The sequence below is a fragment of the Streptomyces sp. NBC_00872 genome (assembly GCF_045161915.1).
GTDB lineage: Bacteria > Actinomycetota > Actinomycetes > Streptomycetales > Streptomycetaceae > Streptomyces.
This window is the reverse complement of record NZ_CP108806.1, coordinates 2,288,186-2,311,143: the sequence shown is the minus strand read 5'-3', so window position 1 is coordinate 2,311,143 and position 22,958 is coordinate 2,288,186. Positions and strand designations below refer to the sequence as shown.

Genomic DNA, 22,958 nt, shown 5'->3' with positions numbered 1-22,958 from the left:
GTCGCACGCGGTGGCTCTTCCAGGAAGACAATGGGGCCATGGGACGCGGCAAGCTTCGTATCTACCTCGGGGCGGCACCGGGCGTCGGCAAGACGTACGCGATGCTCTCCGAGGCACACCGCCGGGTGGAGCGGGGTACCGACTGTGTGGTGGCCTTCGTGGAGCACCACGACCGGCCGCGTACGGAGGTCATGCTGCACGGCCTCGAAGAGGTGCCGCGCCGTGAGCTGGAGTACCGGGGGACCGTCTTCACCGAGATGGACGTCGACGCGGTGCTGGAGCGCCGTCCGGCCGTCGCCCTCGTCGACGAGCTGGCGCACACCAATGTGCCGGGCTCGCGCAACGTCAAGCGGTGGCAGGACGTCGAGGAACTCCTCAAGGCGGGCATCGAGGTGGTGTCCAGCGTCAATATCCAGCATCTCGAATCACTCGGAGACGTGGTCGAGTCCATAACCGGTGTGCGGCAGCAGGAGACCGTCCCCGACGAGATCGTCCGGCGGGCCGACCAGATCGAGCTGGTCGACATGTCGCCCCAGGCCCTGCGCCGCCGTATGGCGCACGGCAATGTCTACAAGCCCGACAAGGTCGACGCCGCCCTCTCGCACTACTTCCGCCCCGGCAACCTCACCGCCCTGCGCGAGCTGGCCCTGCTCTGGGTCGCCGACCGGGTCGACGAATACCTTCAGCAGTACCGCGGCGAGCACAACATCCGCACCACCTGGTCGGCCCGGGAACGGATCGTCGTCGGCCTCACCGGCGGCCCCGAGGGACGTACGCTGATCCGCCGCGCGGCCCGGATGGCCGCCAAGGGCTCGGGCAGCGAGATCCTCGCCGTCTACATAGCCCGCAGTGACGGTCTCACCGCCGCCTCGCCCAAGGAACTGACCGTCCAGCGCACCCTGGTCGAGGATCTCGGCGGCACCTTCCACCATGTCATCGGCGACGACATCCCCTCCGCGCTGCTGGAATTCGCACGCGGGGTCAACGCGACCCAGATCGTGCTGGGCTCCAGCCGCCGCAAGACCTGGCAGTACGTCTTCGGACCCGGCGTCGGCGCCACCGTCGCCCGGGAGTCCGGCCCCGACCTGGACGTACACATCGTCACGCACGAGGAGGCCGCCAAGGGCCGCGGACTGCCGGTGGCGCGCGGGGCCAGACTCGGCCGCTCCCGGATCATCTGGGGCTGGCTGGCCGGAGTCGTCGCACCCGTACTGCTCTCGCTGCTGCTGGCCAGGGTCGGCAACTCCCCGGGACTCGCCAACGACGTCCTGCTCTTCCTCTTCCTGACCGTGATGTCCGCGCTGCTCGGCGGACTGCGGCCGGCACTCGCCTCCGCCGCCGTCGGGTCGCTGCTGCTCAACTTCTACTTCACCCCGCCCACCCACACCCTGACCATCTCGGACCCCAAGAACCTGGTCGCCATCGTGATCTTCTTCGCCGTCGCCGTGTCGGTGGCCTCGGTGGTCGACCTGGCGGCACGCCGTACCCATCAGGCGGCCCGGCTCAGAGCCGAGTCCGAGATCCTCTCCTTCCTCGCGGGCAGCGTGCTGCGGGGCGAGACCACGCTGGCCGCGCTGCTGGAGCGGGTCAGGGAGACCTTCGCCATGGAGTCCGTGGCGCTGCTCGAACGCGAGAGCGATGTCGACCCCTGGACCTGCGCGGGCAGCGTCGGACCGCAGCCCGTCGACCGCCCCGAGTCCGCCGATGTCGACATGCCGGTCGGCGACCATATGGCGCTGGCGCTCTCCGGGCGGGTCCTGCCCGCCGAGGACCGCCGGGTGCTCGCCGCCTTCGCCGCGCAGGCCGCCGTCGTACTGGACCGGCAGCGACTGGTGGGCGAGGCCGCCCAGGCCCGTGAACTGGCCGAGGGCAACCGGATCCGGACGGCCCTGCTCGCGGCCGTCAGCCACGATCTGCGGACCCCGCTGGCCGGCATCAAGGCGGCGGTCTCCTCCCTCCGTTCCGACGACGTCGAATGGTCCGAGGAGGACCAGGCGGAACTGCTCGAAGGCATCGAGCACGGCGCCGACCGCCTCGACCATCTCGTGGGCAACCTCCTCGACATGTCCCGGCTCCAGACCGGCACCGTCACCCCGCTGATCCGTGAGATCGACCTCGATGAGGTGGTTCCGATGGCGCTCGGCGGCGTACCGGAGGACAGCGTGGAACTGGACATCCCCGAGTCGCTGCCCATGGTGGCCGTCGACCCGGGCCTGCTGGAGCGCTCGGTGGCCAATATCGTCGAGAACGCCGTCAAGTACAGCCCCGACGGCCGGCGCGTCACCGTCGCCGCCAGCGCGCTGGGGGAGCGGGTGGAGGTACGGGTCGTGGACCGCGGCCCCGGCGTTCCCGAGGACGCCAAGGAACGCATCTTCGAACCCTTCCAGCGCCATGGCGACGCGCCGCGCGGGGCCGGGGTCGGTCTCGGGCTCGCGGTGGCGCGCGGCTTCGTCGACGCGATGGGCGGCACTCTCACGGCCGAGGACACCCCCGGTGGCGGCCTGACCATGGTTCTCACCCTCACGGCGGCGTCCGGCGGACTCACGCCGGCGCGCTCCGGACCACCGGCCCGGATCGGCTCATGACCGGGACAGCAGAAAGGCAGAACCCTATGACGCGGGTGCTCGTGGTCGATGACGAGCCGCAGATCGTACGCGCATTGGTGATCAATCTCAGGGCACGCAAGTACGAGGTGGACGCGGCCTCCGACGGCACGAGCGCGCTCGAACTCGCCGCCGCGCGCCACCCCGATGTCGTCGTGCTCGACCTCGGGCTGCCGGACATGGACGGCGTCGAGGTCATCAAGGGCCTGCGCGGCTGGACGAGGGTCCCGATCCTGGTGCTCTCCGCCCGCCACACCTCCGACGAGAAGGTCGAGGCACTGGACGCGGGCGCGGACGACTATGTCACCAAGCCGTTCGGCATGGACGAGCTGCTGGCCCGGCTGCGTGCCGCGGTCAGACGCGCCGAGCCGGTGGGCGGGGACGGCGACGACTCCCTCGCGGTCGTCGAGACCGAGGGTTTCACCGTCGATCTGGCCGCGAAGAAGGTGCACCGCGAGGGCAGGGACGTACGGCTCACCCCGACCGAGTGGCATCTGCTGGAGGTGCTCGTACGCAACACCGGCCGGCTGGTCAGCCAGAAACAGCTCCTCCAGGAGGTCTGGGGGCCCTCGTACGGCACCGAGACCAACTACCTGCGGGTCTATATGGCCCAGCTCCGGCGGAAGCTGGAGGCGGACCCCTCGCACCCCAGGCACTTCGTCACCGAGCCGGGCATGGGGTACCGCTTCGAGCGTTGATCCCGCGGCCGGGTCCGATGATCCGACGGCCGGTGATTCGGGGGGCCGGTGATTCGAGGGGCGACGGTCGGTGATTCGGGGGTCGGTGATTCGACGGCCGGTCACGACGGCCGGTCACGACGGGCGTCGATCACGTGTGGATCCGGCGCCCGCGCCCCTGGATCCGGCACCCCCTCGCCCCGGTACGCTCTAGCTATGAGTGCTGAGAAGCCGACCGGCCGCTTCCGCCGGATGCTCGACCGGCTCTCCAGCTCCCAGGGGGATCTGGAGTCCGAGGAGCTGCGGGAGGACGCGCAGGCGTCGGGGTGCACGCGGATCTCCGACTGCAACGACCGCCAGATCGTCCGGGTGACTGGTACGTTGCGGACGGTCACGTTGCGTCCGCGGGCGGGAGTGCCCGCGCTGGAGGCGGAGCTGTTCGACGGCACCGCCCCGCTGGACGTGGTGTGGCTGGGCCGGCGCTCCATCGTGGGCATAGAGCCGGGCCGCAGAATGATCGCCTCCGGCCGGATCTCCCTGAGCCACGGCCGGCGGGTGCTGTTCAATCCCAAATACGAACTCCGACCGCTCGGACAGGAGTAGCCGGTGACGTCACTCGACAAGCCCGCCGCCTCGAACGTTTCCAGCGCTTCACCCGACGGGCCTGCCGGGCCGGACGGTGCGGCAGGCCCGTCCGGTGCGGCAGGGCCGGATGCTGCGGCCGACGCGAAAGCCGTCACCGAGGCGGCTCTTTTCGAGGCCTTCGGCGGCCTGCGGGGCATGGTGGAGACGGTTGTCCCCGGCCTGCTCTTCGTCACGATCTTCACGATCAACCAGGATCTGCACACCTCGGCGATCGCGGCCGTGGCGGTCTCGCTGCTGCTGGTCGTGGTCCGGCTGGTGCGCCGGGACACCGTCAAGCACGCGTTCAGCGGCGTCTTCGGGGTGGCCTTCGGTGTCGTCTTCGCGATGATGACCGGCAACGCCAAGGACTTCTATCTGCCGGGCATGCTCTACACGCTGGGACTGGCGCTCGCGTACATCGTCACCACGCTGGCGGGCGTACCGCTGATCGGACTGATCCTGGGTCCGGTCTTCAAGGAGAACCTCTCCTGGCGGACGCGGAACCCGGGGCGCAAGAAGGCGTACGCGAAGGCGAGTTGGGCGTGGGGGCTGATCCTGCTCGCCAAGTGCGCGATCCTCTTCCCGCTCTACTGGTGGGCGGACACGACCCAGCTCGGCTGGGTGCTCATCACCCTGAAGATCCCGCCGTTCCTGCTGGCCGTGTATCTGACCTGGGTCTTCCTGGCGAAGGCTCCGGCACCGATCGATGTCTTCGCCGAGATGGAGGCGGAGGAGGAAGCGGAGAAGGCCCGCAAGGCCGCCGCCGCGACCACCCCGGACGGCCCGACGAGCCACCGTCGCGAGCGCTGAGAGCGCGAACGCCGACCGTGGGCTGAGACCGACCGGGAGCGAGCGCTTGACCGCGGGCGTCGCCCGTACGAGCCGAGGCCTAGTCGCGGGGCCGGGCAGGTGCAGGCTGAGCCCGGGTGTCGCGCGTACGGGCCTGGCGCGGTGCCGGCGGCGGGCGGCTTCGTGACCGGTGGGGACCACCGGGTGGCGGACATACGGAAACGGAAAGGGCCCGGCACCCAAGGTGCCGGGCCCTTTCGCGCGGGCCGCGTGCGCGGGGGCGCGGTCAGCCCGTCGCGTCCTCGCGGCGGACCGACAGAAGGTCCTCCAACTGCTCCTCACGGGCCTGGGCCGCGACGAAGAGCAGCTCGTCACCCGCCTCCAGCGTCTCCTCCGGATTCGGCGTCAGCACGCGCGTACCCCGGATGATCGTCACCAGCGAGGTGTCCTCGGGCCAGGTCACATCGCCCACCAGCGTGCCGGTCACGGCCGACTCCGGCGGCAGCGTCAGCTCGACCAGATTCGCGTCGCCATGGCTGAAGCGCAGCAGCCGCACCAGATCACCGACGCTCACCGCCTCCTCCACCAGCGCCGACATGAGCCGAGGGGTGGAGACCGCGACATCGACGCCCCAGGCCTCGTTGAACAGCCATTCGTTCTTGGGGTTGTTGACCCGGGCCACCACCCGCGGCACGCCGTACTCCGTCTTGGCGAGCAGCGAGACGACCAGATTGACCTTGTCGTCCCCGGTCGCGGCGATCACGACATTGCAGCGCTGGAGCGCCGCCTCGTCCAGCGAGGTGATCTCACAGGCGTCCGCCAGCAGCCACTCGGCCAGCGGCACCCGCTCCACCGAGATGGCGGTCGGCGCCTTGTCGATCAGCAGGACCTCGTGTCCGTTCTCCAGCAGCTCGCCCGCGATGGAACGGCCCACCGCGCCTGCTCCGGCAATCGCGACACGCATCAGATCCCGCCTCCTTCCGGTCCTTCGGCGAATGCCGCCTCGACCTTCTCGATGTCGTCCGTACGCATCATCACGTGGACGAGATCGCCCTCCTGGAGCACCGTCTGGGACGTCGGCAGCATCGCCTCGCCGAGCCGGGTGAGAAACGCGACGCGTACGCCGGTCTCCTCCTGGAGCGTGCTGATCTTGTGCCCGATCCAACTCGATGCCGTATGCACCTCGGCCAGTTGCACCCCGCCGCTGGGGTCGCGCCACAGCGGCTCGGCGCCCGACGGCAGCAGCCGGCGCAGCAGCTGGTCGGCGGTCCAGCGGACCGTGGCCACCGTCGGGATGCCCAGGCGCTGGTAGACCTCGGCCCGCCGCGGGTCGTAGATACGGGCGGCGACGTTCTCTATGCCGAACATCTCGCGGGCCACCCGCGCGGCGATGATGTTGGAGTTGTCTCCGCTGCTCACCGCCGCGAAGGCGCCGGCTTCCTCGATCCCCGCCTCACGCAGGGTGTCCTGGTCGAACCCGACCCCGCTGACGCGACGGCCGCCGAAACCCGCGCCGAGCCGGCGGAACGCGGTGGGGTCCTGGTCGATGACGGCGACTGTGTGCCCCTGTTGCTCCAGGGTCTGCGCGAGTGCGGCTCCCACCCGGCCGCAGCCCATGATGACGATGTGCACGTGGACTTACCCCGCACTCCTGGTCGCCTTGCTGACCTGCGAAAACACCCTGTTCACTCTTCCTTCTCGACCTGCCGGGCACCAAGCGGGAGACCGTATACGACGATTCCCCGGGTCGAGCTTATGCGGCAGGGGTGACAATCCAGTCATCCACGTGAGGGCTCGACCTGACAAGAGAGAGGGGTGCTGCCCGCACGGGCGGCTGTTCGAACGCATAGCATCCTGTCCGTGTCCAAACTGACCGACGTGCCCAAACGGATTCTCATCGGGCGGGCGCTGCGAAGCGACAGACTGGGGGAAACGCTCCTCCCCAAGCGCATCGCGCTGCCCGTCTTCGCCTCCGACCCGCTGTCCTCGGTGGCGTACGCGCCGGGAGAGGTCCTCCTGGTCCTGTCGATCGCGGGTGTGTCGGCCTACCACTTCAGCCCGTGGATCGCGGTGGCCGTCGTGGTGCTCATGTTCACCGTGGTCGCCTCCTACCGCCAGAATGTGCACGCCTACCCGAGCGGTGGCGGCGACTACGAGGTGGCCACCACCAACCTCGGCCCCAAGGCCGGTCTCACCGTCGCCAGCGCGCTGCTCGTCGACTACGTGCTGACCGTTGCCGTGTCGATCTCCTCCGGGGTGGAGAACCTCGGCTCCGCCATCCCCTTCGTCGTGGAGAACAAGGTCCTCTGCGCGATCGCGATAATCGTGCTGCTGACGCTGATGAATCTGCGCGGCGTCCGCGAGTCCGGGAAGCTCTTCGCGATTCCGACGTATGTCTTCGTCGGCGCGGTGTTCATCATGATCGTCTGGGGCGCGGTGCGCGGACTGGCGCTCGGCGACACCATGAAGGCGCCCACGGCCGACTTCCAGATCAAGCCCGAAGAGCAGGGACTGGCCGGTTTCGCGCTCGTCTTCCTGCTGCTGCGGGCCTTCTCCTCCGGCTGTGCCGCGCTGACCGGCGTGGAGGCGATCAGCAACGGTGTGCCGGCCTTCCGCAAGCCGAAGAGCAGGAACGCCGCGTCGACGCTCGCCCTGATGGGCGGTCTCGCCGTCACCATGTTCTGCGGCATCATCGGCCTGGCCATGGCCACCGATGTGAAGATGGCCGAGAGCCCCGGGACGGATCTGCTCAGGGACGGTGTCCCCGTCGGGCCGGGCTATGTGCAGAACCCGGTGATCTCCCAGGTCGCCGCCGCCGTCTTCGGCGACGATACGTTCTTCTTCGTCCTTCTCGCCGCGGCCACCGCGCTCGTCCTCTTCCTGGCGGCCAACACCGCGTACAACGGATTCCCGCTCCTCGGCTCGATCCTCGCGCAGGACCGCTATCTGCCCCGGCAGCTCCATACCCGCGGCGACCGGCTCGCGTTCTCCAACGGCATCGTGCTGCTGGCGGGCGCCGCGGCCCTGCTGGTGGGTCTCTACGGCGCGGACTCGACCCGGCTGATCCAGCTCTACATCGTCGGCGTCTTCGTCTCCTTCACGCTCAGCCAGACCGGTATGGTCCGGCACTGGAACCGCCATCTCAAGACCGAGCGGAACGTGGCCAAGCGCCGTCATATGATCCGCTCGCGCGCGATCAACACCTTCGGTGCCTTCTTCACGGGGCTGGTGCTGATCGTGGTCCTCGCCACCAAGTTCACCCATGGCGCCTGGGTCGCGCTGCTCGGCATGGTGATCTTCTACGGAACGATGACCGCGATCCGCAAGCACTACGACCGGGTCTCCGACGAGATCGCCGCCGAGGAGGGCCCGTCCGACGACAGCGTCAAGCCCTCCCGGGTGCACTCCATCGTGCTGGTCTCCAAGGTCCACAAGCCCACGCTGCGGGCGCTCGCGTACGCCAAGCTGATGCGCTCGGACACCCTGGAGGCGCTCAGCATCAGCGTCGACCCGGCCGAGACCAAGGCGCTCAGGGAGGAGTGGGAGCGGCGTGGCATCAATGTGCCGCTGAAGATCCTCGACTCCCCGTACCGCGAGATCACACGGCCGGTCATCGAGTACGTACGGGGCCTGCGGACCGAGAATCCGCGTGACGCGATCAGCGTGTACATCCCGGAGTACGTGGTCGGCCGGTGGTACGAGCATCTGCTGCACAACCAGAGCGCGCTGCGGCTCAAGGGGCGGCTGCTCTTCACGCCTGGGGTCATGGTGACGTCGGTCCCGTACCAGCTCGAATCGTCGGAGCTGGCGAAGCAGCGGGCGAAGAAGCGGCGGGCGTACAACGCGCCGGGGTCGGTACGACGGGGTCCCGTGGACGCGCGGCCGAGGGAATCGGGAACGGGTAACGGGGGTGACGCCGGCACCGCTCCGGGGGGCGCCGGCAACGCGGGCAGGACCGGCGGCGGTGGCGGCAGCGGCCGGGGCAGCGGGGGCGGGACCGGCGGCGGTGGCGGGACCGGCAGCGGTGGCGGGGGCAAGGACAGGGACTGAGCTGTCTGTGGCGGGCGGCCGGGTGACACGCACGTAGACTGGTGGGCTGGTGTCCCGCCGTGTCCGTCGACGCGTCGTATCCCTCGACGCCTTTCGATGTCCCCGAACGTCCCTCGAATGTCCCTCGCACCCTTGATCCTTTGGAGCCACCCCGTCATGCACACAGAACCGCAGGCTTCGTTGATCGGGGAGGAGTACGAGGTCGAGGTGGGCCCCGTCGCACACGGCGGCCACTGCGTGGCCCGTACCGGCGAGGGCCGGGTGCTCTTCGTACGGCACGCCCTGCCCGGCGAGAAGGTCCGTGTCCGGGTGACGGAGGGCGACGAGGACTCCCGCTTCCTCCGCGCGGACGCGGTGGAGATCATCGACGCGTCCAAGGACCGGGTCGAGGCGCCGTGTCCGTACGCCGGTCCCGGCCGCTGCGGCGGCTGCGACTGGCAGCACGCCAAGCCCGGCGCGCAGCGGCGCTTCAAGGGCGAGGTCATCGCCGAGCAGCTGCACCGGCTCGCGGGCCTCACCCCCGAGGAGGCGGGCTGGGACGGGACCGTCATGCCAGCGCCGGGCGACAAGCTGCCGACGGGCGAGGTCCCCGCGTGGCGCTCACGCGTGCAGTACGCGATCGACGAGAACGGACGCGCGGGGCTGCGCAGGCACCGCTCGCACGACGTCGAGCCGGTCGAGCACTGCATGATCGCCACGGAGGGCGTCAGCGAACTGGGCGTCGAGCGGCGCGAGTGGCCGCAGATCGCGACGGTCGAGGCGATCGCGGCATCGGGTTCCGGCGACCGCCAGGTGATCCTCACCCCGCGCGAGGGCGGCCGGCTGCCGCTGGTGGAACTGGACAGGCCCGTGTCCGTACTGCGCGTGGAGGAGCACGACGGGGGCGTGCACCGGGTGCACGGCCGCGCCTTTGTGCGCGAGCGCGCCGACGGCCGTACGTACCGCGTCGGCATGGGCGGCTTCTGGCAGGTGCACCCGAGCGCTCCCCAACTGCTCGTCGAGGCCGTGATGCAGGGCCTGATGCCGAGGAAGGGCGAGACCGCGCTCGATCTGTACTGCGGGGTGGGCCTGTTCGCCGGGGCGATCGCGGAACGCGTCGGGGAGACGGGCGCGGTGCTGGGCATCGAGTCCGGCAAGCGCGCGGTGGAGGACGCCCGGCACAACCTCCAGGACCTGCCCCGCGTCCGTATCGAACAGGGCAAGGTCGACCAGGTCCTGCCACGCACCCGCATCACCGAGACGGACCTGATCGTCCTGGACCCCCCGCGCGCGGGCGCCGGCAAGCAGACCGTCAAACACCTCTCCACCCTGGGCGCGCGCCGTATCGCCTACGTAGCCTGCGACCCGGCGGCCCTCGCCCGAGACCTGGCCTACTTCCACGAAGGCGGCTACCGCCCCCGCACACTGCGCGCCTTCGACCTCTTCCCGATGACGCACCATGTGGAGTGCGTGGCGATCCTGGAACCGATGGCTAAGGGCTCCTGAACACCGGAAGTCTCAACCTCACGGGTCCCTCCGGCCCGGGTCACGCGGACCGGGGGCAAGGACTCCGGCTCAAACGTCCCACAGGACCTCCCCATCGGCGGTTTGAGCTGCTACCTCGGTCGCGCTCGTATGGGAACCGAGAGTGCGGGCCGGTCGGACATGGAGGACGGCGCCGTGGTCCGAGGTCTCGAGTGGCTGGTATCACCTGGCCACCCAGATACCAGGTCGGTATCATCGCTGTATGGCGATGACACTCCGACTCCCTGACGACCTTGACGCGAAGCTCACCGAGCGTGCTCGTCGGGAGCGCCGCAGCAAGCAGGAGCTTGCCATTGAGGCCATCCGTGACGCCCAGGATCGGGCCGAGCTGAAGGTCGATGACGTCTTGGCCGAGCTCATGGACAGCGATGCGGAGATCCTGGACTACCTGAAGTGACCGAAGTGCGCTACATCCAGATCGACGAGATCCTGGCCGTTGCTCGCACGGTCAACGGTACCGAGCACAGCGTGCGTGACATGGGACTTCTGGTGTCGGCGATTGAGCGGCCCCGGACCAATGTGTTCGGAGCCGAGCTGTATCCCACGCTGCACGAGAAGGCGGCAGCACTGCTGCACTCCGTTGCCCGAAATCACGCGCTGATCGACGGCAACAAGCGCACCGCCTGGCTTGCCATGCGTGTTTTCCTGCGATTCAACGGCGTCAGCGCCGGTACCGTCCCGCCGCCTGTCTCCATTGCCGGCCCGTTTGTCGAGGAAGTCGCGCAGGACAACATCGATGTACCGGTCATCGCCAAGCGCCTGTCGGTCTGGTTCCCTATTTCCTGACACACGACGTCGTGAGTGGGCGGTTCGTAAGGTGATGTCCTTTTCTGGCTGAGGTGGGAGCAAGGACGCTGGTGGAGGTTCGGTCGGCTATTGCTTTCGAGCGAAGTTGCCGGTGTCGGCCTCGGTGAGGATGCCGAGTTTGACCAGGCGTTTCAGTTTGGCGCGGGTGCCTTCGACGTTCTTCGGCAGCAGTTCGTGGCCGAGGGCTTCGCAGACGTCCTTGGCCCGTAGCGGCCCGGTCGTGTGGTTGAAGGCGGCAAGGATGCGGGGGTAGTCCGGATGCTCGGGCAGGTCCGGCGCGACGGCCGGGAGCCGGTCGGCAAGGCTGGTGACGGTCTTGCGGGTGATCGCGAGGTGCTCCAGGTGCATCTCGGCCTCCCGCAACCGGGTCTGCAGGCCGTCGATCTGCGCACGAAGGTCGTCGGCCAGGGCCCGGGCGGCGTCTTCCTGCAGGTCCAGGGCATCGAGCAGGGGCCGGAGGTTCACGCCGCCACCGCCGCCGTCTCGCGCCAGGTGGGGGCGTTCGCGCCGGTGAGGCGCCGGGTCATGACGTGGGTCATCGCCCAGTAGACGCGGGAGACGGAGGAGGACGGGCGGTGCTCGTAGTCGCGGACCAGGCGCCGGTGCAGTATCAGGATCCCGTAGGTCTGCTCGACCCTCCACCGCTTCGGCTGCGGCACGAACCCCTTGACCTGCGGGTTGCGTTGGACGATCTCGACGTCGATCCCCAGGCCGGCGCCGTGCGCGACGACCTGGTTCTTGAAGCCCTGGTCGACCAGGGCTTTGCGGACACTTCCGCCGGCGTGCTCGGCGACCTGGTCCAGCAGGAGATTTCCCGCGGCGTTGTCGTGGGTGTTCGCAGCGAGGACGACGACCGCGATGACCAGGCCGAGGACGTCCACGGCAAGGCCCCGCTTGCGGCCGGGCACCCGCTTGGCCGGATCATGGCCACTCGTGGAGACGGGGACCCCGGCGGCCACATGGACACTCTGGGTGTCCAGCACCACCAAGGTCGGGTCCTCTAATCGTCGGGCGCGTTCGCGGACCTGGCAGCGCAGGAGTTCATGGATGACCTGGTCGGTCCCGTCGTCCCGCCAGGCGGCGAAGTAGTAGTACGTCGCGCTCTTCTGCGGCAGGTCGTGCGGGAGATAGGCCCACTGGCAGCCGGTCCGCCCCTGGTAGAGGATCGCGTTCACGATCTCCCGCATGTCGTACGCGCCCTGGTGGCCGCTGACCGAGCGGTGCCGGCCCTTCCACGCGGTGATCACCGGCTCGATCAACGACCACTGCTCGTCCGATAAGTCACTCGGATACGGCTTGCGTTCACTCACCCGAACACATCACCAGATCAACAACCGCGGACCGGCAGATTCCGCCCCGCTGCCACACCATCAGGCGACAGCAGAACCACTCAAAGACTCACGAACCGCCCACTGAGAGCCGGACACGCGCGTGCCCGGCTCTCACGCACCACCGGGGTTTCTCATGATCAGACCGGGACCGGGCTCAGATCTGACTGATCGGGTCCTCATCCGCGACGTGGGGCAGGACGTCGCGCAATCTCGATGTGCTGCGTCTTTCCCAACCCCGGCAGAAGCGGGTCTCCCCTCGACCACGGTCACGCCCTGGCGGAAACGAGGGAGTTCTTCAAGGAGCTTTCGGTGACGTGCTCGTGGACAAGATTGACGGTGGCGAGTCGACCCTTGCTGCCCGCCACGGTGTGCTGGGTGTCGAGATAGGCGTACAGGGGGCGACGTTCCCTGATCAGCCGCTGACGAGGCAGAAGGGATGCCCACACGGCTTGGTGAGGGCCGTCTTCCGGCCCCATGAAACTGACGAGCAGGCTTGTACGCACCCAGTTCGAACAGTTGTGCCTCGGCCTCGTCCAGGTCCACGACGTCGGAGCAGAGGTGCAGCTACTGGGGAACGGTGTACCCCGGCCTCGCTCTCCGAGTCCGGACCGTCTACGTTTGCTGTCCCCCACAGACAGCGCGAAGGCGTTTGTGGTTGCGGAAGGCAAAGTCAGGAGCACCGGTCGGTCGGCTCGTCGTTCCTGGGCAGTATGAAGGATGTCCGTCCACTGGACGACGGGTCGGGGTGTGCGGCGGCTTGGTGGCCGTTGAGTCGGTAGACCATTTCGTCGGGACAACGGTGCAGGCGGGCCTGGCGCCAAGCGGCATCGTACGACAGGGCGGTTGCGCTGCGCCGTTGAATGACCAGGGCTCGAAAGCTGGTTAGGGGGTCCAGCAGCACTCGCCACAGGACGAGTTTCATGAATGCGCCCTTCGAGACGCTCCTGCAGACCCAGGTGTGTCCACCGGCGCGATGATGCTGGGCAGGCTGCCGCCGTTGAGAGCCTTGAGGGAGTCGGACAGCACGAGCATTGCCTGCTGTCGCTTCTCGACGTCCGTGAACCCTTGCCCAACCTGCTCCCATTGCTGCAGGAGCGGGAACCACCAGCGGTCGCAGGAGCAGATCAGACGAGCCAAGCGCTGGAGTTCGGCAACATGGTTGTCGCCCAAGGTGCCGAGTGCGTGGTGCTCAAGTTGGTCCAGGACGACGAGATCTGGGTGATCGTAAAGGTTCTCTTTCAAGAAGCGCAGGCGGCGGATGCGTTGCTCGTCCGCCGCCCGCTGCGCCAGTAGCTCTAATGCTGCGGTGGGTAGACCGAGATCCGCGTGGGCATTCAGCAGGCAGTAGTTCAGGGCGCGTCGAGGCAGACGGCCGAGGGCAGCGTTGATGGCGTCCTGTGCGCCGGCCACATCCGAGGCTCCCAGACCTGCCGCTGTTTCAACAGCCGTGGCGTGCGCGGTGGCGCGTACCGTCTCCTCCACATTGAGAGGCACACGCCGGAGTGGTCGCCAGGTGATCGTGTACACGGCCTCGAAAGCGATGTCGTCGGAGGCACTGGGCAGCAGACGCGGCTGGACAGACCTGCTCGTACGGACTGCGCGGCGCCATGACCACCTCACGCGAGGCTCTCTTCGAGCGGGAAGACCGCGCGAAGACGGCTGTCGACGAGGTGTCTATAGAAGTCGTCAGCCACGCTGACTCCCTCAGCGGTGGAGATGCCACGCAGCTCGTTCATGAGACTCATGCCAGCCTCGAACATGTTATGGCCGCGCAGTGCTGGCAGGAGCTGTTCGCGCAACTGGGTATAAGCGCTGGGATCGCTGGCGCAGGAACGGATCCAGTCCGTCAGCCGCGAGATGACTTCGGCGGCGGTATCCGAAGAGGAGAGCAGGTCGTGGACGGCACGCTCTACCTCAATGGTGGCGGGAGGTGTGCGCACGAGCCACGGTGTGCCGTCGTGGCGTACGGTCATCAATGCGAGGAAGGCCAGTGCGCCGCTGCGGCTGGAGGAGCCCTTGCCCTGCTGCCAGCTCTGAACCTCGCCGACCAGTCGCTGGGCCACGGTGGGGTGTTGGGCCAGCGCGTCGAAGGCGGCCTGGACTTGGCTGACTACGGTGGCGTCCGTGTTCTTGTGCGCGACGCGGCGCAGGCGCACCATTGCTCGCTTGGCCAGAGCAGTGGCGGCGGAGGTGTCTTCCAGGATGCGTCGGCACAATGCGATCACGACGGCGGCGTAACTCCTCTGTTCCGCCCACCCGTACAGCGCTGCCCAAGCCAGGCGTCCGACATGCTCGTTGCGCACGGCGCTTTCCATGACCGCACCGAGTACCTTCGGCTGATTGCCGCCGACGAGTTCGCCCAGTGTTGTGAGGTAGTCCACTGTTCCGTGTCGCACAGTCAAGTCGGCCAGCGCGGCCACTGCGTGGTCTTCGGGATCATCGCTTTGAGATGTCGCGACGAGCCAAGTCAGCAAGGGCTTGCGCATAACGTCGTAGTTGTCCCAGACGTACTCCAGGACCGCGCGCCCGTAGGCAGGTCGGTCGAAGATGACGGTGTCCTGCATGTCGACTCGGCCCCCGATATCCTGGACACGTCGACGCATTCCCCGTCCGGCCAGGGAACTGAGGGGCGGAGAGAATCCTGCTGCTGTGCCGGGAGCGTCGGGAATGTCTGCGATGGCTTTCAGCAGAACTGCCGCACTGCGTGCGATGACGGGCATAGGCGCGGATTGCTGCACAGCCAGGGCCAGCAGCAGACAACGGTCCTCCACGGTGAGGGAGGGGTTGTCGTGGGTGTGCAGGCTGTTCATCTCGCCGAACCGGCTGTCGAGTTCACCGCGCCAGTCGGTCAGCGCCGCGATGAGGCGTTCTTCCAGGGTGGGGGTTTCAACCTCGCTGCCGGTCTGTACGAGCGACAGCGTGGAATTGGTGTGGATGTGTTCTTTCCAAGCCATCGCAGCGGTCTGTGCGGCTCGCACGGCGGCCACTGCCGTCAGTCCGTCCAAGGAAGCGGTCGCCTTGGGGAAGGAACGCAGCGATGTGACCAACTGTCCGTAGCCGTGGGCGTCCAGATGCGCCTCGACCACTTTCCGGGCATCGGGCGCCTCGCGCAGACGAACCACCTGGATGCCGTCACGGTCGCTGAGGCGGTGATCCTTCCACAGGTCCTGTGCCACGGTCAGCACCAGATAGGAACGGCAGTCCCGGAGGTGCATGGCGTGTTCCGACAGCGCGTTAAGGAAGTCGGCTGAGACCTGATCGTTTTCCGGGTGCTTGAGGTCAAGCTGATAGGCGTGTGCCTTCTCGAGCGGCAGGCGGCCCTTGCTGGGAGTCTGCCAGTCCGCGTCCAGCTTGACCACGGTGGTGTGGCCGGCAGTGTGTTCGGCCAGCAGTCGCAGAGCGAGGGTTGTGGAGCCGCATGAGCGGGGCGCCACAATGATGATCACGGGCCGGTGAGGGCGACTGGTGGTGGGATCGATGATTTGGTCCCATAGCGTTTTCCAGTGCGTGCTGCGAGCGAACGGTTGATCGAGCAACTGCTCGCGGTCTTGTTCGACGCCCTCCAGCAAATCCCGCTTCCGGGTTTCCAGGATCAGCTGTTCGACGACGTTGGCAACGACGTCGACTCCCCCATACACGTTCGTTGTTGCACTGTTGGTTTCATGCACGTGCGGCAGGGGTGGGACTGCGTCCGGCGACGGGGGAACGGCGGAGACGAATGGGGTGTCGAGGTTCGACTCCGGCCGATCGACAGCGCCGGCGCTGGGACGCCATCGTTGCAGCCAGCTACCGGAGCCGTTGGGCTGATCCTCGCCAGCCTCGCCGGTCGGCGAGGTGGAGTCGGAGTGGGCGGGGTCGAATGGGCCGTCAGGCATGCGGGAACTCCATTGTGACTCGGCGAAAGACAGTGGGGTGGGCGGGCGGACGCCTCACCGCTGGCGGCGGTCGATCCGCAGGGTTTTGATGCTGTTGGCGATCGTGGGGTCGTTGACCTGACCGTGGAACTGGAACGTGCCGCCGCTGTCGGCAACTGGTGCCGTCGACGCATCGCTCGGCCGTTCGGGCGATGAGTAAGCGGCAGCTGGCGATATGGCGTCGTTGAGGTAGGGGCGTACGGCCGGTCCGGTCAGCCCCGGCACGTGGATCCGGCACGGCTGCTCGAAGCCGGGCTTGTCGCTGACGCGGGCAATCGCCTCAAGGAAGTGGTGTGAGCTCAGGTCCGGCGTGCGGCCTGCGTGGACGGTGCGTTGGTAGACGATCTCGGAGAGGGCGGCCGCGAGAAATGCACCGCTGTCTTTCGCGGCCGACAGCGCTTGGCGGGTCGCCTGGCTGTTGAGCAGTCGGGTGGTGTCGTTGATGGCGTTACCGCGGTGGTCGGGCACAGACAGAGGGCCGACGTGCACGCTGGCCCGCAGTCGCAGGACGGGACTACTGGCCAGACGCTGCTGCTCGTAGCGCATCAGTGCCGCATTGAGCTGGACCAGCAGCGGGTCCACGAGTTGGGCCAGCACCGAGGGCGGGAACAGCAGGATCGCCCCATCGCCGTTGTCCTTGTAACCCCCGGGAATGTTCTGAGGGGCTGGCAGCTGACACTTGGCGAGCGTGGTCACCACGATGTTGTCCAAGTCGCACCGTACGGTGGCCATTCTCGCCTCGGGGATCTGGCTGTACTTCTCCATGTCGATGGACACCAGGGCGAGCTCAGCGGGGACGTCCAAGGACTCTGCGTGCAGCGGCGCATCCATCGGGCACCGTCCTTTCGGCACAGGCGGTCAGGGGAGTGCCCATGCTGATCGGACGGGACAGCTGCCGCTGCCCAGCAGTGGGCACGCCTGGAGTGCGACCCGTCACGCCTGCGTACGCGCGTGCGATTGAATCGAATGGATGTCGCGAACGAGGAGCCCGCCACCGGAGGTGGTTCGGACCCAGTCTTGCTCGCGCCAGGGCTTGAGCGCGTTGACTACCGCGTTGCGGGAAGCCCCGATCATCTGAGACAGCTCTGTCTGTGTCAGGCGCACGGCGAGATCCGACGCCGAAGTGGATGCGGCTTCTACCAGTCGCGACAGAGCCGATGCCAGACGCAGCGGGACGGACGCTGTGGCCAGTTCGAGCCGGACGGCCTCCGATTCCCTTACGCGAGCGATGGCACGACGCAGCAGAGGGGCGAGCAGGTCATGCTCGTCGACGAAGCTGAGAAAGGCGGCGGCCGGAACGATGTGGATGAGGCAGGGCTCGGCAGCGATGACGGTGGCGGTGCGTGGCTGGGAGTCCAGAACGGCTAGCTCCCCGAGCAACTCACCGGCGCCGCGCACGGCGAGGAGTGTCCTTCCCCCGCAGTCCCCGGTCAGGGTGATCAACGTCGACCCTGCCTCCAGCACGATCACGTGCGTTGCTGGATCTCCCTGGCGGAGCAGCACACTCCGAGCTGGCCTGATGCGCTGCGGTGCGAGCGCTTTCAGATGTGCCCATAACTTGTCGCCGATCACCGTGGCATGCGGCTTATACATAGGTCCCTCTGCTGTGCGGCCCCGACACACTCAGGTGATCGTCTCAACTAACCAGAATATTGCTCAATAGGCACATTCCAGCCATCGTGAGAGCTGCTAGGGCAAAATCAACGGACAGGCGGGCCGCTCGCAGCTTCCTGTCTGCAAGCCAGGCAAGCACCTGTAGTCGGTTAGCCTCGACATGCCGTTCAAGCTCCCCATGCGCGGCCTCGCTCACGCCAACCCGGTGGTGGACGACCGCATCGCTCATCAGTTCGGCGCCTAATCCCGACCTTGGGACTGCGGGTCGAAGGGTGAGCAACGCAGCCCCCAGCGCGGCTATCAGCAGCAGGCACGTCAGTACTAGCAAGATCGTCGTGAGCAGGGGCATGCCATCTGTGCTCGACAGTACGGCGACGCCTGCGGTCAGTAATCCACCGGCTATTCCACACAACGTCGTGGCCTTTGTATCCGCCCGTTGTATTTCGACGAAGGCGCGATCGGCATGTCCTTGCAAGCGCTGTACCTCCGGCGGAAGTTCCCATGGCTCCTGCATACCGCCCACACCCTCCGCAGCCCTCGCCTGCTTGTCATGGCAGTAAGCAGCCTGCTGGCAGCCGCCAAGGGGTGTTGCCCACCGAAGGGCACGAGGAGCGCTGGGTCCATCACTTCTCGGTCTCCGAAGCAAGGCTGGCGGGGTCTGCGCAGGCGTGGCGTCGCATGGTCGAGTCAGCTGTCGGCCTGCAGTCTGGTGTCACGTCCGCGAACGAGTGCGCTCCCGCGCCTCCGCTGCCGAACGGTAGCCGGGATCGCGGAGTCTGGGCTGGTCAGCCGTGACGCTCGTTTGACGCTTCGACTGTCTGACGCTCCCAATCCAGCTCGGGGAAAGTGCCTCTGACCTGTATTTTCAGGACCTCGCCCTAGGAGCACCTTTCCGATGACGCACCACGTGGAGTGCGTGGCGATCCTGGAACCGCTGAAGAAGGACGCCTGACCTATGGGTTTGTGGGTGCGCGTTGCGCGCTCGCGGGCGGCCGGGGGCCGTGGGCTCGTGCGGCAAGTACTCGTCTGACACCTACGGCTCCGGACGGTTCCCGGAGCCGGTTCAGGGCGGTTGGCTCCCGGTCGGACACGTCGTCAAACACCGGCGCGGTGGCCGGCTCCAGGCACTCGGCGAACAGCTGCCGGGTGGTTTGGGAAGGCGGGGTGGGGTCAGGGGCCGTGGGCTCGCGGCGTGCACGCTGGTGTCAGAGGCGTGCCAGGGCCAGGAGGCGGTGCATCTGTTCGGGGGGCAGGTTGGGGTTGGCGGCTGCGGTGGTCGCGACCGATTCCGATGGATCGGCCAGAAGCTGGATCAGTTCGGGGGTCGGAAGCTGGGGGTGGGAGGCGATCGCGCGGCGCACCGTTTGATCGGGATCGGCGGCCAGATGACGGATGAGTTCCACCGGCAGGTCGGAGTCGCGCGGGGCGAGCTGCCGCATTCTCGGGTCGGGATCGGTGGCCAGACGGCGGAGGACGTCCGCCGGGAGGGGGAAGGCGTCGGCCGGACGCCACCGGGTCTTTTTCCCCGGGCGGTAGCCGCGGTCGATGCGTTCGGCGGTGGCGGGGTCGACCCGGTCGCGGGCGTGCAGAGCCATCGTCGTGCGGACGTCGCTCTCCTCGTCGTCGAGCAGCCGGGCCACGACCGGCGCGGGGAGGCTGTCGGACATCGCGGCCGAGGCCCGGAAGCAAGCGTAGGGGGAGTCCACGTACGGCAAGGGGTCAGCGGTCACCCACGGCAGACGCAGTGTCCGGCACTCCAGACGCGCCATCTCGTTCATGAACTGCCGTTCAAGCGCGTCGTCGTCCAGGACCTGATCTTCGGGCCGGTCCAGCGGGGGCGCGTAGGACAGGATCTGCGCGTGGATCGCGGCGCGGCTCGACTCCGGGGTGTCCTGGCGGGCGAAGACGCCGAGCCTGACCCGCAGGCTGGGATCTTCAGCAAGTACGTCGCGCAGCCGCGGCGGGAGGTCGGGGTGCTCGGCGAGTTCCTTGCGCACCTCGTCGTCCGGATCGTCGGCCAGCCGCCGGGCCGTGCCGGCGTCCAGCGCGCAGTGGCGCACCGCCCCGGCGCGGGTGACCGGGTCGGCCAGCAGCGCCGGAAGCAGGTCGGCAGGCGGGACGGGACGGGGAAGCCGTCGATAGTAGGTCGCGCAGGCAGCTGTGCGCACCGCGTCCTCAGGATCCGTCAGCAGGATCCGGCGCACCGCTTCCGGGGCTCGCGTCCACCATTGGGCGAGCGTCGCCCGGACCTCCGGCTCCGGGTCGGCCGCCAGCCGCTCGCGCAGATCCGTCGGCACATGATCGCTCTTCGCCAGGTGCTCACGCACCTGCGGGTCGGCGTCGCCGAGCAGCCGCTCGAACAGCTCGCGGGGCGCGCCGTCCGCGCCCGCCACCGCGGCCGCGCGGATTCCCGGATCCGGGTGCTCGGCGAGCGTCATCCGGAAGGCATACGGGAGGCTGCGGTTGAGCGCGAGTGCGTGCGTGAGCCAATCGTCGTCGGCGGCGATGATCTCGGCGATCATGTCGTCGGTCAGGTCCGGGCGCTTGGCGACGCTGCCATATCCGTTGCGGTAGGAGAAGAGGCGGCGGACGAGTTCCGTCGGTAGCGCGGGGTTCCCCGCGAGTCCCTCCACCACCTCGTCCAGGTGTACCGGCGGCGGCATGACGTCCGACACGGCGAACGACCCTTCTGGCTCGGCGAACTGACCGCCGAGTCTCTCATTCTCGGTCGTCCTCCCGCGCTGCGCGAAGACGGTTGGGGAGCTTCAGTGAGCAGGTCCCGACGGAGATCCCCCCTGACATCGCACAGATGTATGCGCTGATCCGTGACCGTGCGTCGGCGGAACCGTTTCTCCGGGCGTCGTGTCCTCCTTCGGGACAGGTGTTCCACGCCGCGGAACCACCGGTGAAGGGGGATGGCCATGGGGCAGGTACGTGAGGGGGCACGGTTAGGGGTTTGGGCCGTCAGCGGGGTCATCGGCCTGGCGGTGTTGTACGTGATCGGGGCGTTCGCCTTCGGTGGCGCGGGGTGGATCACCGCACCGTTCCGCGGTGAGGCGGACAAGCGCGAGAACACCGTCGGCTCGGGCGAGTTCCGGCAGACCACGTACGAGGAGTTCTTCGATCTGTGCGGGGCCGTGCAGAACGCCGAAGGGACGATCCAGGCGCTCCAGGAGGAGCGGAAGGCCGCTTCGGGGACTCGTACGACACAGATCGACCAGTCGATCACCGCGCTGAAGGCCACGCGGATCGAGTCGGTCAACGCCTACAACGCGAAGGCCGCCCAGGAGCACCGCGCGCCCTTCCGTGACAAGGATCTGCCGTACCGGCTGGATGCCACCGCCGAGCGCACGACGTGCGCCAACTGATCGCCATCTCATCCCGGGAAGAGGGCAGCACCGCATGAAGAAGTTCGCACGCATGGCCCTGGCCACCGTCGTCGCGCTCGTTGTGGGCCTCGCCCTGACGTCCTGCACCGACTCCAGCCAGGACAAGGAGAACAAGGCCAAGCAGGACAGCTACGACCTTCTCGTGGCCCAGCAGCCGGCGGGCCGCATGGAGTACTCGCCGACCCGCGAAGCGATCAACCAGTGGGTCGAGACGTGGGGGAAGCGGGGCAAACTCTCGTACGTCTACATCCAGAACGCCAACGGCGAGTACGGGTACTTCATCATGAAGGGCCTGCCGGTGCCGCGCTGCAAGATGCTCACTCCGACGGAGCGGGTGGAGTCCTACTCCAACGGCGTCGCGGTCCTCGCACAGCCCGGCATGGACGGCACCTACACGTCGGGTTCCACCTGCAACGCCTACTACGGTTTCGACGCCACGACGGGCGCGTACATGGAGTTCACGGTCGGTACGAACCAGTCGTTCTTCCTGTTCGACAAGCCCATGACGATGCCGGAGTACGCCAGCGCCAAGCAGTTGGGGCCGACCTCGGTGAAGGACGTAGAGAAGCAACCTTGAGCGGTCGGGGGCCTGTTGGAGGGGTTGCGGCCCCTGTGTCCCGTCAAGCGCGTCGATGGCGCCGGTGACCTCGCGGGTCAATCGCCTTCGTCAGGACGGGACCGGGCCCGCCTTCGCCTGCCTGGGGCGCCGCCTTGTGGGGCGAACCGGTGGCATCGGCGGCGGCCCTGCCCGTCCCCGGTCACCTGGAATCACGGTCAGGTCCGGACCACTCGGTCTCCGGATCGGCCGACGACATGGGCAGGTTCGCGAACTTGACCGGGCCCGGGTGGAAGACGGAGCTGTTCGGCCCTGTCATGTCTTCTCCCGCCAGGTGCCGGTACAGCCACTCCGCGAAGGAAACGGGGTAGTGATGGAACTCCCCGTCACCTCGTTCGGCAAAGATGGAGCTTTCCGCCCCCGGGGCGCCGTGTGCCAGGAAGACGGTCTCTCCGCGATCACTTCCCAGGAGGGGAGTCAGCCCTCGTGCGACACCGAACCTGATCTCATCCACTCCGAGAATCGGACGAGGGTCGCCCTCCAACTCGTCGTCCCACTCGACATCGGACCAGACGTCCACTGTTTCCCGGACCCACCGCACAAGGTTCCATCTGTGTGTCGCGGGGTGAAGAAGGTAGAGGTGCGCGTTGAGGCGCACGGGGGCGTATCCGTCGATGATGCCCTTGTAGTCCTCCGGCAGTTCGAATCCGAGCTCTCGCTCAAGGTCCTGCCACGCTGAGGGCGACGCGTGAAGTGTCGGCGGTTCACCCAGCACGCCGACGAGAGCCTGAAGATAATCCGCCGCGTTCATGATCATCGGATCGTACGGCAATTCACTGTCCCAGCAGTCGTACCTTCGGTCGGAGGCCGCCGAACGACAATCCGGTGTGCCCCCGCCACGCTCTCGCCGACGAGATCCGCCACGAACGTCCGTGCCACACACCTCATTTGACTCAGCGTCACCTGGTGTCACAGCATCCGGCGAAAGCCCGGGACGCGATATTGCCCGGGGCAAGAGACCGTGGCACGATCGAAAAAATATTCGCCCTGATGGCAGTGAGGTGTTCATGAAACGGACAC

General features: G+C 67.7%; 21 protein-coding genes. 10 read left to right on the top strand and 11 right to left on the bottom strand.

Annotation, left to right across the window (positions count from 1 at the left end):
• The first annotated feature begins 38 nt into the window (after positions 1-38).
• The 4 genes from OG214_RS09840 (at position 39) to OG214_RS09825 (ending at position 4,714) form a co-directional block, all read left to right on the top strand.
• A complete protein-coding gene (locus OG214_RS09840; protein ID WP_363081535.1) occupies positions 39-2,585 on the top strand; it encodes a sensor histidine kinase KdpD in 2,547 nt (848 codons plus the stop codon).
• Positions 2,586-2,611: 26 nt separating this feature from the next.
• On the top strand, positions 2,612-3,301 hold the full coding sequence (locus OG214_RS09835) for a response regulator (RefSeq protein WP_363081536.1): 690 nt from the start codon (positions 2,612-2,614) through the stop codon (positions 3,299-3,301).
• Positions 3,302-3,496: 195 nt separating this feature from the next.
• A complete protein-coding gene (locus OG214_RS09830) occupies positions 3,497-3,883 on the top strand; it encodes an OB-fold nucleic acid binding domain-containing protein (RefSeq protein ID WP_363081538.1) in 387 nt (128 codons plus the stop codon).
• A gap of 3 nt (positions 3,884-3,886) precedes the next feature.
• On the top strand, positions 3,887-4,714 hold the full coding sequence (locus OG214_RS09825) for a DUF3159 domain-containing protein (protein WP_363081539.1): 828 nt from the start codon (positions 3,887-3,889) through the stop codon (positions 4,712-4,714).
• Between the two features lie 265 nt (positions 4,715-4,979).
• Here the strand turns inward: OG214_RS09825 and OG214_RS09820 are convergent, their stop codons facing one another.
• Positions 4,980-5,657, bottom strand: a complete 678-nt coding sequence (locus OG214_RS09820) for a TrkA family potassium uptake protein (protein WP_093594355.1) — start codon at positions 5,655-5,657, stop codon at positions 4,980-4,982.
• Positions 5,657-6,325 (bottom strand): TrkA family potassium uptake protein, encoded by a 669-nt coding sequence (locus tag OG214_RS09815; RefSeq protein ID WP_363081540.1) that lies wholly within the window; start codon positions 6,323-6,325, stop codon positions 5,657-5,659. Before OG214_RS09815 ends, OG214_RS09820 begins: the two co-directional genes overlap by 1 nt.
• A 228-nt stretch (positions 6,326-6,553) precedes the next feature.
• On the opposite strand from OG214_RS09815, the gene OG214_RS09810 reads away from it, so the two are divergent.
• The 4 genes from OG214_RS09810 to OG214_RS09795 all read left to right on the top strand — a co-directional run bounded on the left by OG214_RS09810 (position 6,554) and on the right by OG214_RS09795 (position 11,053).
• Positions 6,554-8,743: an APC family permease gene (locus OG214_RS09810; RefSeq protein WP_405984535.1), complete on the top strand. Its 2,190-nt coding sequence runs from the start codon at positions 6,554-6,556 to the stop codon at positions 8,741-8,743.
• A gap of 156 nt (positions 8,744-8,899) precedes the next feature.
• Positions 8,900-10,228, top strand: a complete 1,329-nt coding sequence (locus tag OG214_RS09805; protein ID WP_405984534.1) for a class I SAM-dependent RNA methyltransferase — start codon at positions 8,900-8,902, stop codon at positions 10,226-10,228.
• 241 nt (positions 10,229-10,469) lie between these two features.
• Entirely contained in the window at positions 10,470-10,664 is a 195-nt protein-coding gene (locus tag OG214_RS09800; RefSeq protein WP_031089472.1) for a ribbon-helix-helix protein, CopG family, read from the top strand.
• On the top strand, positions 10,661-11,053 hold the full coding sequence (locus OG214_RS09795) for a type II toxin-antitoxin system death-on-curing family toxin (protein ID WP_363081543.1): 393 nt from the start codon (positions 10,661-10,663) through the stop codon (positions 11,051-11,053). The genes OG214_RS09800 and OG214_RS09795 overlap by 4 nt, the downstream gene beginning before the upstream one ends.
• An 87-nt stretch (positions 11,054-11,140) precedes the next feature.
• Here OG214_RS09795 and OG214_RS09790 read toward each other — a convergent pair whose 3' ends face one another.
• From OG214_RS09790 to OG214_RS09755, 8 genes are all read right to left on the bottom strand, one after another.
• Complete coding sequence (locus tag OG214_RS09790; protein ID WP_331746043.1) at positions 11,141-11,539, bottom strand: hypothetical protein; 399 nt, start codon at positions 11,537-11,539, stop codon at positions 11,141-11,143.
• Positions 11,536-12,384 carry an IS5 family transposase gene (locus tag OG214_RS09785; RefSeq protein WP_331746046.1) on the bottom strand — a complete coding sequence of 283 codons (849 nt, stop codon included), beginning with the start codon at positions 12,382-12,384 and terminating at the stop codon, positions 11,536-11,538. The genes OG214_RS09790 and OG214_RS09785 overlap by 4 nt, the downstream gene beginning before the upstream one ends.
• A 939-nt stretch (positions 12,385-13,323) precedes the next feature.
• Complete coding sequence (locus OG214_RS09780) at positions 13,324-13,899, bottom strand: hypothetical protein (protein ID WP_405984533.1); 576 nt, start codon at positions 13,897-13,899, stop codon at positions 13,324-13,326.
• Positions 13,900-14,021: 122 nt separating this feature from the next.
• Positions 14,022-16,280, bottom strand: coding sequence for a hypothetical protein (locus OG214_RS09775; protein ID WP_363081546.1), 2,259 nt, complete (start codon positions 16,278-16,280; stop codon positions 14,022-14,024).
• 54 nt (positions 16,281-16,334) lie between these two features.
• Positions 16,335-17,150: a hypothetical protein gene (locus OG214_RS09770; RefSeq protein WP_405984532.1), complete on the bottom strand. Its 816-nt coding sequence runs from the start codon at positions 17,148-17,150 to the stop codon at positions 16,335-16,337.
• Positions 17,151-17,252: 102 nt separating this feature from the next.
• Positions 17,253-17,912 carry a Crp/Fnr family transcriptional regulator gene (locus OG214_RS09765; protein WP_363081548.1) on the bottom strand — a complete coding sequence of 220 codons (660 nt, stop codon included), beginning with the start codon at positions 17,910-17,912 and terminating at the stop codon, positions 17,253-17,255.
• Between the two features lie 43 nt (positions 17,913-17,955).
• Entirely contained in the window at positions 17,956-18,447 is a 492-nt protein-coding gene (locus OG214_RS09760) for a hypothetical protein (RefSeq protein WP_405984531.1), read from the bottom strand.
• Positions 18,448-19,138: 691 nt separating this feature from the next.
• A complete protein-coding gene (locus tag OG214_RS09755) occupies positions 19,139-20,608 on the bottom strand; it encodes a hypothetical protein (RefSeq protein WP_405984530.1) in 1,470 nt (489 codons plus the stop codon).
• 240 nt (positions 20,609-20,848) lie between these two features.
• On the opposite strand from OG214_RS09755, the gene OG214_RS09750 reads away from it, so the two are divergent.
• Both OG214_RS09750 and OG214_RS09745 read left to right on the top strand, forming a co-directional pair.
• On the top strand, positions 20,849-21,301 hold the full coding sequence (locus OG214_RS09750) for a hypothetical protein (RefSeq protein ID WP_363081551.1): 453 nt from the start codon (positions 20,849-20,851) through the stop codon (positions 21,299-21,301).
• Positions 21,302-21,335: 34 nt separating this feature from the next.
• Positions 21,336-21,899 (top strand): hypothetical protein, encoded by a 564-nt coding sequence (locus OG214_RS09745; RefSeq protein WP_405984529.1) that lies wholly within the window; start codon positions 21,336-21,338, stop codon positions 21,897-21,899.
• A gap of 181 nt (positions 21,900-22,080) precedes the next feature.
• Here the strand turns inward: OG214_RS09745 and OG214_RS09740 are convergent, their stop codons facing one another.
• Positions 22,081-22,695, bottom strand: a complete 615-nt coding sequence (locus tag OG214_RS09740; protein ID WP_405984528.1) for an SMI1/KNR4 family protein — start codon at positions 22,693-22,695, stop codon at positions 22,081-22,083.
• Positions 22,696-22,958: the final 263 nt, after the last annotated feature.